At 56.1% G+C, this 9,996-nt stretch carries 8 protein-coding genes and 1 pseudogene; 2 read left to right on the forward strand and 7 right to left on the reverse strand.

Annotated features, from left to right (window positions below; translation table 11 throughout):
* Positions 1 to 150: 150 nt before the first annotated feature.
* Positions 151 to 711, forward strand: a complete 561-nt coding sequence (locus tag AC1ECN_RS37405) for a hypothetical protein (protein ID WP_163862526.1) — start codon at positions 151 to 153, stop codon at positions 709 to 711.
* Between the two features lie 306 nt (positions 712 to 1,017).
* On the opposite strand, the pseudogene AC1ECN_RS37410 reads toward AC1ECN_RS37405, so the two are convergent.
* The 7 genes and pseudogenes from AC1ECN_RS37410 to nifH all read right to left on the reverse strand — a co-directional run.
* Positions 1,018 to 1,338 (reverse strand): annotated as a pseudogene (locus AC1ECN_RS37410) (Asd/ArgC dimerization domain-containing protein); the annotation flags it as partial.
* A gap of 14 nt (positions 1,339 to 1,352) precedes the next feature.
* Positions 1,353 to 1,676, reverse strand: a complete 324-nt coding sequence (gene fdxB / locus AC1ECN_RS37415) for a ferredoxin III, nif-specific (RefSeq protein WP_018067932.1) — start codon at positions 1,674 to 1,676, stop codon at positions 1,353 to 1,355.
* Positions 1,677 to 2,061: 385 nt separating this feature from the next.
* A complete protein-coding gene (nifN, locus tag AC1ECN_RS37420) occupies positions 2,062 to 3,381 on the reverse strand; it encodes a nitrogenase iron-molybdenum cofactor biosynthesis protein NifN (RefSeq protein ID WP_163862528.1) in 1,320 nt (439 codons plus the stop codon).
* Positions 3,382 to 3,435: 54 nt separating this feature from the next.
* Complete coding sequence (gene nifE, locus AC1ECN_RS37425) at positions 3,436 to 4,857, reverse strand: nitrogenase iron-molybdenum cofactor biosynthesis protein NifE (RefSeq protein WP_477955893.1); 1,422 nt, start codon at positions 4,855 to 4,857, stop codon at positions 3,436 to 3,438.
* A gap of 53 nt (positions 4,858 to 4,910) precedes the next feature.
* Complete coding sequence (gene nifK / locus AC1ECN_RS37430; protein ID WP_163862532.1) at positions 4,911 to 6,452, reverse strand: nitrogenase molybdenum-iron protein subunit beta; 1,542 nt, start codon at positions 6,450 to 6,452, stop codon at positions 4,911 to 4,913.
* A 96-nt stretch (positions 6,453 to 6,548) separates the two neighbouring features.
* Positions 6,549 to 8,045: a nitrogenase molybdenum-iron protein alpha chain gene (nifD, locus tag AC1ECN_RS37435; RefSeq protein WP_018496046.1), complete on the reverse strand. Its 1,497-nt coding sequence runs from the start codon at positions 8,043 to 8,045 to the stop codon at positions 6,549 to 6,551.
* 101 nt (positions 8,046 to 8,146) lie between these two features.
* Positions 8,147 to 9,040 (reverse strand): nitrogenase iron protein, encoded by an 894-nt coding sequence (gene nifH / locus AC1ECN_RS37440; protein WP_018067938.1) that lies wholly within the window; start codon positions 9,038 to 9,040, stop codon positions 8,147 to 8,149.
* A 578-nt stretch (positions 9,041 to 9,618) separates the two neighbouring features.
* Here nifH and AC1ECN_RS37445 point away from each other — a divergent pair.
* The coding region (locus AC1ECN_RS37445) for a helix-turn-helix domain-containing protein (protein ID WP_477955895.1) at positions 9,619 to 9,996 on the forward strand (378 nt) is incomplete at its 3' end.

A 9,996-nucleotide genomic window follows, 5' to 3' on the forward strand; every position in this document is an offset into this window, starting at 1 on the left:
AAGCGACTCAACCTCGGTTGATCGGCAGCAGACGGCCAAGTGCTGGCCGCATTCTTATGCTTATTGTAGTGAACATTTTGGCGGCGGTTCATTCTGCCGCCAACGCTTTTGCTCGTAGTTTACATACCGGTAGAATTCGAGGTCGAATAGATGGCGTCTCCATGGAAACTTCTTGCTCGGCTGGTGTCACCGCGACGCCAGCAGAGGCAAGAACACGGCTCGACCGATGACGTGAAGCCGGACGTATCAGCCATCGCCAAGCCGACTGAAACAGCTGACAACAACGAGTTGGACGCCGCAGGCCGTCTGGCCGACGAAAAGCCGGTCGCTAGCCATCAATCTGACGCGGTGTCAGCGGACCCGGATCATTCCGAAGAGGCGGCGAGCAGTGTTGATGACACAACAGATGTGGAAAGCGCCACGCTCGAGAAAGCAGATGATCCGGTCTCGTTCGATGACGCCGATACAGCCGCGCACGACGCACCAAAGCCCTCGCAGATTGACGAAGGTGCAGCGCGAAAGCGCAGCAGACGGGACAAGAAAGCGGAAGCGATTGCAGTCGTTCTCCCACCTTCTTCACGTGCTCCCGCCGTTTCTGGCGATGCAATCAGCCTTGATGAAGAGATCAGGGTGCTCCGGGAGCAGCTGGCGCGTAAGCTCCAAATGCAAAACGCACAATTGAAGAGGATGCTGGAACGGTTCGAGCGCTGAAGCTGTCATAAACCCATTCGCCGGACCGCGGGCTTAAGCAGCGCGTCAAACGCATTTCCTTAAGGTCGGCCGACTGCGCCCACAATCGAGTTCCGGCTAACCACATTAGGAGTGCCCGTTCGGAGCCATCAACGCCAACGAGCCGCCACGCGCCTAAAGGTGGAATGAGTCACACGTGGCTGGAACGATGGAGAAGCAGATCGGTTTCTGCGTCGCGGATAATTCAGTGGAAGCTGTCGCCGTCTCCCTGCGAGGGATTTTAACGCCGGCAACGATCTTCGGCTCTTTGCTCATCGTAGTGCCTTGTCAATCGAACAAATCGGTTTTTTGCGCCGGGTTCTCGGGATTAACTCGGACCCGTCCGACGTGAACATCTGCGGGATCTCCCAGAAAGCGCGGCGTTGGATATCCGTCGCGAATTTCATCAGCATAAAGTCGAACACCTGGTTCATTTGCCAGGAGCTCACGGACCCGTTCTAGTCGAACATGATCGTCGAACTCGACGTATACCGCCTCGGAATGGCCCGTCTTTACCGGCACTCTAACGCAGGTGGCGGTTAACTGCAGATGAGGCATACCGAAGATCTTCCGTGACTCTTGAACCAGCTTGCGTTCCTCAAGAGCCACGCTCGGAACAAAATTCAAGATTCGTGCACCGCACGATGATCAACGGCGATATGAATCTGGCAGTTCTTGGGACAGACGCGGGCGCAGGCTCCGCAGCCGATACAGCGGCCGGGATAATCAATGACCATGATCACGCGACTGAGCTCACCATTGAAGTCGTCCTCGCCATCGCAGACACCGAGCATTTCACCTGCCTCGTCGATGCCGTAGGGATGCATGACCTCGCGAGAGCAGACCTTGAAGCAGCGACCGCAGCCGATGCACATCGCAGGGTTGATCGAATCCAAATATTCCGGCATCCATCGGGACCCGTCGCGAGTCACGGATAAGCTTGTCATAGATTCCTCCGATTTAGCGAGTTCTGCCAAATGTGACCGCCGAAGGCGCGCCCATTGCGAGACAAAATGCGATCTGGCAGCTGTCTAACGCCGCCATCTTTGCCCCGGTGCAATCCTCACCTTCCCTTCGGTGTCTTCCGATCTCGTCGGAGATGTCTTCTAACCCCGCGGCTTCCACGAAGGTCCACGCGTCGCGTATCGCGTCGTAGATGGCCAATCGTTTGGCCGATTCAAACTACGCTTTCAGTCCTTTCATAGCTTGCGTGGCGATCGCGGTTCGCAAAGCGCCCAACTGCCGTTTCGGCCGCTGTTGATGGAATCTGCCATTGAAGAGCGAGAGGCGACGAACTGATCTCATTTTTGCGATTCCCGCCTGTCGGTTGAGTCAAGTGGGCCAGGGGTTCGGAGGGTGGTTAGCCTGAATGATGTTCGCGAAGTCGAAGATCACGTCGCGGGTCCCTCGGTACAATATTGTAAGCTTGCTCTGGCTGCCGAAGCGGTCGAACATGGGGAACCCCACCCGCATCAGCGGAACGCAGAGACGCCTGGCAGCTTCTCGGCCGTGCGAGTGTGTGACGATAAGATCGGCCGTTGCGGCGAGACTTTCCAGATCACTGAGATCGCCGACTTTGACGGTGTTCGCCGGTACCATCTCGAGCGCCTTCGAAGTGGCGGTCGTGGTGACTGCGGCTGCAATTTCCGCACCCATGGCATTAAAAAAATCGGAGAATTGGAAAAGTTGATCTGGCTCGGAGGCGATTGCGATCTTCTTGCCTGCCATATGGAAATGGCCGTCGAGCATGGCATCCTGCAACTGCATTCGGTTGCGGCGGACATTGAGCGGTGTCTGTTTGCGTGACATAGCGGCAAGCACGCGAATAAAGCGATCGACGTTCTCTAGGCCCGTCAGCGATCTAAACAGCACGTACGGCACGCCGGTCAGTCTCTGCAGCGCTTCAGCCGGTCGGCGCATATGCTCACCGATTGCGATACATTGCATCGTCGCACCGAGATCGCGGATCTCCTCCACTTTCGTGCCGCCATACGTTGTCGGCATCCATTCTTCCGGGATGGAGCCGTCGAGCGCTCCGGATACGTCGGGCAGAATAACCGGGTCGAGCCCGAAGCTTACGGCCGTCTCGCGCAAATGTTCAATATCAGCAACTGTTAAGTTGCAGCCAGGCAAGATCGCGATCTTCCTCGGATTACGATACTGCTTGTCAGGTCGTGCTATTGCCTCGATCACGGCCGTAACAGCTTTAGACCAACCCTCCTCTATCGCGCCGTCAAAGTCCGGCGTGTTGGCGAGTACCACTTCGGTGCCCACAAGTTCTATCGCCCGCTTGCGTTTGATGTTTTCGACGTCACCGGCGACATCCTCGTCGCGGGCCTCGACCGATGCGGTCGTGCATATCCCGATCAGTCGTGGCCTTGTGCGGGCTTTGAGGCTGAGAATTGCCTCTTCGAGACGATCCGCGCCGCCGACGATTATCGCGGCTTCGTTCATCGCCGTCGTTTGCAGCGGGATCGCTTCATTGAAATGTCTCACGAGCAGGGCGAGCGCGAAGCTCGTACATCCCTGGCTGCCATGGAGCAGAGGTATTGCGCCGTCGACGCCCAGAAAGGCGAAGGCAGCACCAAGCGGCTGAGACGACTTCAGGGGGTTGACCGCCGCCGACTTAGTTTGAGATACGACGCGTGCCATAGTACGACCTCAACATTTTTTGCGAGTGATTCTCGCGGTTTTGGTTCGACGCGCTTACGCTTCTCTTTTCGCTCGCTTTTCAACGACCAAGGCCGGCTCCCATGGCGCCGGCTCGCGCACCTGCGGCCACATCGGATTGTGGATTGCCAGGTCAATTTGTCGAGCAAGTTGCACCATTCCCTCATAGCCAGCGTAAGCGTGATGACGCTCCTGGTTAATGTCGAGCCAGGGCAGTTTTGCCTTTAGCGCTATATACTGGGTGCGTCCGCCCGAGAGCATGATGTCAGCCTTTCGTTCGAGTAAAAACGAGAAGAGTTCGCGTGGCGCCATCGACTCGAATAGGAGGTCGTCTTCCTTCAGAGTCTGTTTGACCCGCTCTTTATCTTCGAGCGTCGACTTCTTGACTGATGTGCCGACGACCTCCATTCCGATCTCCATCAAGGCGTGGACAATCGACCAGGATTTGAYGCCGCCTGTATTTAGAAGCACGCGCTTGCCCTCGAGGCGAGGCCGGTAGGCTTCCAGTCTCTTCCACGCCCTTTCCTCTTCTTCCGCTACAAGGATTTCCGTGCGATGCAAGAGCGCGGGATCGGCGCCCCTCTTTACAAGCAAATCGGCAATCCGCCGGAGGGCCTCCGAGGTGGCAGAGATGCCATAGAAGGAGCCCTCGAAAAATGGAATGTCCCAGCGTTCCTGCATCTCACGGGCCAGATTGACGAACGCTGTCGAACACACCGTCATCGCTGCGCGTGAGTGGTGGGCGGATGCGACTTGCAGATAGCGCGCGTCTCCCGGAATACAGGCGCGGACGCGGATGCCGAGCTTATCCAAGAGTGCCTTCACCTGCCAGAACTCACCCGAGAGGTTGAATTCGCCGAGTATGTTGATGTCGAAAAGGCCTGGTTCATCGGGCTCCACCGTGCCTATGACATGCTTGAGCAGCGCCTCGCCCGCTAGCTTGTTGCCGAGGTTTTTAGATCCGACAAAGCCCGGCGCATTGACCGGCACCACCGGTAAGGCAAATTCGTCCGTCGCTCGCTTGCAAACAACGTCGATGTCGTCACCGATCATCGCTGTAACGCAGGTTGAATAGACGAAGATTGCCGCGGGCGCGTACCCATCCTTGATTTCCCGGATGGCTTTAAAGAGCTTCCGTTCACTGTGTCCCATCACGATGTCGATTTCCGTGAGATCAGTGGTGAAGCTCGTGCGCCAAAGTGTTGGACCTGACGAGGCAGCGCCGCGGTTGTCCCAGGAATTTCCCTCGCAGGCGAGTGGCGCATGAATAAGATGCGCGACATCGGTGATCGGCTGCAGTGCGACCTTGGCGCCGTCGAAAGCGCAACCGCCGACGGCCGTTCCTGGGCCCATTGGCCTCGCGCAATTCCTTCGGCGCGCCTTGGGACCCTTGCTGCCGCTCCTTTCACTCGCGAACTCGTGGAAGGCATCTTTGATTTTGACGTTGAGCGAGGACATTCGTCTGCCTTCATATCTGGTTGAGGGATAGGCCGCCTGACCGGCCGCCGCTCTTAGCGAGTGAGGTCGTACGAATAGTCTGTCACACCCGCGTGCATTGTTTCGCGATCGAGGGTGTCGAAGATCTTGTCGAGGATCGTCGTTAAAAGTCGCAGTCCGCCCTGGTAGCCCATGAGGGGGAATCGATGATGATGGTGCCGGTCGAAAATTGGAAACATCAGCCGAACCAGTGGGATACCGGTGTCCCGTTCGAGATACTTCCCATAAGAATTTCCGATCAGGAGATCCACCGGCTCGGTGAACAGTAGCGAGCGCAGTGCCCAGAGATCTTTGCCTGGCCAAACCTGTGCATTCTTCCCGAAGGGCGAGGATGCGAGGAGTTCCTTCATCTCGTCCTCCCAAGCTGAGGTGCCATTTGTGGCGAGGCAGTGGGTTGGCTCGCCGCCGGTCTCCATGATGAAGCGCGCCATCGCATAAACGAAATCTGGATCGCCGTAGATCGCGTATTTTTTTCCGTATAGCCAAGCTTGGCTGTCCGCCATCGCATCGATGAGTCGGCCGCGCTCCAGACGGATCGCCTCGGGAATTTCTCTGCTGGAAATCTCCGATATCACCATCAGAAGTTCGTCGGTAGCTTCGACGCCGAGAGGGTAGTGGAAGGAGGTCGCCGCTTGTCCAACGTCTCTGCAGTAATCTAACGTCTTGCGAGTGTTGTAATATTGCAGGGACAACGTCCACTCCGCGTTCAACGCCGCCTTCACGTCATTGATTTTGGCCCCGCCGTCATACATCCGAAATTTGCCGTCGGAAGGCGTATCGAACTGATCTGATGCGTCCTGGATGAACATGTAAGTCACTTGCATCAAGTCGAGCAGGCGTTTTAATTCGCGATTGTTCCCAACGCAGAAGCCATCAAATCCAGGAATGATGTTGATAGTAGCGGTGGCTTCATTTCGCGCGGTGCCCTTCCAGAAATTCTCCAGCACACCTTTTACCATGCTGTCGTAGCCATCGACGTGGCTGCCGACAAAGGCAGGTGTGTGAGCGAAGGGGACATCGAAATCGCGCGGGACCGAACCTTCACTTTTGGCGTTTTCGATAAAACCATGCAGGTCATCTCCGATGACCTCGGCCATACATGTGGTCGACACCGCGATCATCTTCGGGTTATAGAGCTTGTACGTGTTGGCGAGACCGTCGACCATATTCTTCAGGCCACCAAAAACAGCGGCGTCTTCTGTCATCGATGACGAGACCACCGATGACGGCTCCTTGAAATGGCGTGATAGGTGCGATCTGTAGTAGGCAACGCAACCTTGGCTGCCATGGACGAACGACATCGTTCGCTCGAATCCCGCCGCTGCGAAGACCGCGCCGAGTGGCTGGCAGGCTTTGGCTGGATTAACGACAAGGGCTTGGCGGGCCAAGTTTTTCTCGCGATATTCCCAGGTCTTCGTGAATTCGCGTTGGTCTGACACGACCTGATCCGGGTGTGGGCATTCGAATTTCAGCTTTTTCTCGGCCAACATTTGCCTGTATTCCGGCTCGCAGAACAAAGGCGCATGGTCGAGAGCTTTCTCAGCTGATTGCGGCATAGGGTCACCTCTTTCGGTCTGGCTGCGACATGGAGGCGGTACAGAGACCTTCGGCGGATAAGGCCTCCCGCGTTTTCTTCGAGAAATACTAGGTTCTCATGCTACTGGACCCGCCGAAGCGCGGTCATTCTTCCAGGGCGCGTCGTAAAGACCCCAAACCGGATTGTTGATGGCCATATCCATGTCTCGGGCGAAAATCGAGAAGCCGTCATAACCGTGATACGGACCAGAATAATCCCAGGAGTGCATCTGACGGAACGGAATGCCCATTTTCTGCACCGGGTATTTTTCCTTGATGCCGGACCCGACGAGATCGGGCCGAATTCCCTCGATGAATTTCTCTAGTTCGTAGCTAGTCACGTCGTCGTAGATCAGCGTGCCTTCTTTTACGTAGTGGCCGGTGCGCTGATAGTCGTCGCCATGACCGAATTCGTAGCCAGTTCCTACGATTTCCATTCCGAGGTCCTCATAGGCGGTGATGACGTGACGAGGACGCAATCCGCCGATGTAGAGCATCACCCGTTTGCCAGAAAGGCGCGGCCAATATTTATCGACCACAGCCCAGACGAAGGGTTGGTATTTGGCTATGACTTTTTCGGTGTTATCTTCGATCTCCGGCCCGAAATGCTTGGCTATGTTGCGCAGCGAGGCTTCGATCTGGAATGGGCCAAAGAAATTATACTCCATCCAAGGAATGCCATATTTTTCCTCCATGTGTCTGGAGATGTAATTCATCGACCGATAGCAGTGAATGAGGTTGAGCGCAGCTCTCGGCGCGCGCTCCACTTCGGCGAGAGTTGCATCTCCCGACCAGTTGCCGACCACGCGCAATCCGATCTCCTCGAGCAGGATGCGCGACGCCCATGCATCTCCGCCAATGTTATAGTCGCCTATGACATTTACGTCGTAGGGACCTGACTCGAATTTTAAGTCTTTCTTGTCGAAGACCCAATCTCGAATTGCGTCGTTGGCGATGTGGTGGCCAAGCGATTGTGACACACCACGGAAGCCTTCGCAGCGCACCGGCACAACGGTCGTCGTGTGTTCTTTGGCCTTTTTTCGCGCTACGGCCTCAATGTCATCGCCAATCAGACCGATCGGACATTCGGACTGCAGGCTGACGCCATTGCTTAGCGGGAAAAGTTCAGCAATCTCGTCGATGACCTTTTCCAGTTTCTTGTCACCGCCGAAAACGATGTCCTTCTCCTGGAAATCGGAGGTAAATTGCATCGTCACGAAAGTGTCGATGCCTGTCAGACCGACGTAATAGTTGCGACGTTGCGACCAGGAATATTGACCGCAGCCGACCGGCCCGTGTGAAATGTGAACCATATCCTTGATCGGTCCCCAGACGACGCCTTTTGAACCGGCATACGCGCATCCGCGGATCGTCATCACGCCTGGGACAGACTTGATGTTCGACTTTACCTGGCATTCGCTAATAGCGCTTGCGTCCTCGCCGGCGTCCTTTTCGCTCATTGCCAAGCCAAGGTGTTTACTGCGACGCTTCGCTGCTTTGTCCGGATATTGCGACAGGACGTCCGCTATAAGCTTCGCATGAAAGTCACTGTCATAGTGGTATTTGAAGGTCATTGACCCTACCCCTTGGGAAATCCGAATGAAGCCTCATTGGCAAACCTCCCTCGCGGGATGGCGGGCGCTTTGCGTGTCGCTGCGCGCTCGTGTCAGTGTGATCACTGGGCAGCTATCAGCTTTGCATCCCTGGCTTGAAGTTCGGCAAGCATCTGCTCGTCGGACTTCATGATCCCGAAATCGAGAAGCATGTCCTCAAGTTCTTCCATGGTGATGGGGGTCGGGATGGTGCCTTTGCCGGAATTGTCATGTATTCTTTGGGCAAGTGTCCGGTACTCGGCCGCTTGCTGAGAGTCCGGCGCATATTGGATCACCGTCATCTTTCTAAGCTCGGCATGTTGGACAATGTTGTCGCGTGGCACGAAGTGAATGAGCTTGGAATTGAGTTTGGCAGCCAGTGCTTCGGCGAGGTCGACTTCGCGGTCCGTCTGACGCTCGTTACAAATGAGGCCACCCAGGCGTACGCTGCCGCCTGCAGCATATTTCAGGATGCCCCTGGCGATATTGTTGGCGGCATAGAGTGCCATCATTTCGCCGGACATGACGATGTAGATTTCCTGAGCTTTGTTTTCGCGGATCGGCATCGCGAAGCCGCCGCACACAACGTCACCGAGCACGTCATAAGACACGTAGTCGACATCGTTGTAGGCGCCGTTCTCTTCGAGAAAGTTGATCGACGTGATAACGCCACGTCCCGCGCAGCCGACGCCTGGCTCCGGGCCGCCAGACTCCACGCATTTGATACCTTTATAGCCTATCTTGAGCACGTCTTCGAGTTCAAGATCTTCAACCGAACCTCTCGTTGCTGCGAGATCAAGAACCGTATCCTGGGCCTTCGAGTTCAAGATCAGGCGCGTAGAATCAGCCTTAGGGTCACAGCCGACGATGAGGATCTTCTGCCCATGGTCCACAAGGGCGGCTAGCGTGTTTTGGGACGTAGTGGACTTGCCAATTCCGCCCTTTCCATAGAATGCGATCTGACGCAGAGCTGCCATGCTTGGCGTTCCTTCATGTGTTCGAATCAATGCGGTTATCCCGCAACGCGGATGCGGCGGCCGTTCCGCTGCCTCGCAATAGCTCTCAAGATTCGTGCCAAGCAGGCCGATTGAGCTGACGAACAATAATTCGCTGCGATTCCAGTTATGTGGTCGTAAAATAGGGGATTGAGAACAGGAAGGCTCGTCACGTAACCGACAAAGGTGATGACAATGTCGAAAATAGATTGTCACCCTCTGAGGGCCAATGGATGGTACTGGCCCTACCGGGACACGGTTCGGTGCTGATCCGAGACTCTTCGGCGGCATCTATCAAGAGATTCTGCCCGCCGGCGCATATCACGACCTACGCTGTTCCTCTATGCACTCGGTGATCATCACGACAGGATCCGTCTAACCCCTTGCAAGATCGCATGCCGCGATATTCCATGTGATGCGCTCGTGCGATTCTTGCGCACGTGTCAGTTCCATAAGTCTGCTTATGCCGCAAAGTTGTTGTAGCCGCAAAGTTGAAGTGTCCTGTTTCTGCAAAGTTGGAATGTCACTCTCCCCGGGTTTGATGACGGTGGAGATTGCGGATGGGACTGATAGCGATGAGCGAGCGCGACCTGCAGCGGATCGAGATTCTATCGAAAGTGATCGCCGGCCACATGACGATGGTGTCGGCGGCGCATGTGCTTGATCTGAGTACGCGCCAGGTGCGTCGTCTGCTGGAGCGGATCCGCACGGGTGGTGCGGCGTCGATCCGGCACAAGGCGATCGGCCGGCCGTCGAACAACCGGATCAGTGACGGTGTTCGAGATTACGCGGTGACGCTGGTTGGCGAACGCTATGCAGACTTCGGGCCGACATTGGCGGCTGAGAAGCTTTCCGAGCGAGATGGATTGCGGGTGTCGCGCGAGACGTTGCGCGGCTGGATGACAGGGGCCGGACTTTGGCTGTCGCGCAAGCAGCGG

Source organism: Rhizobium sp. 01N447_2 (assembly GCF_056399245.1).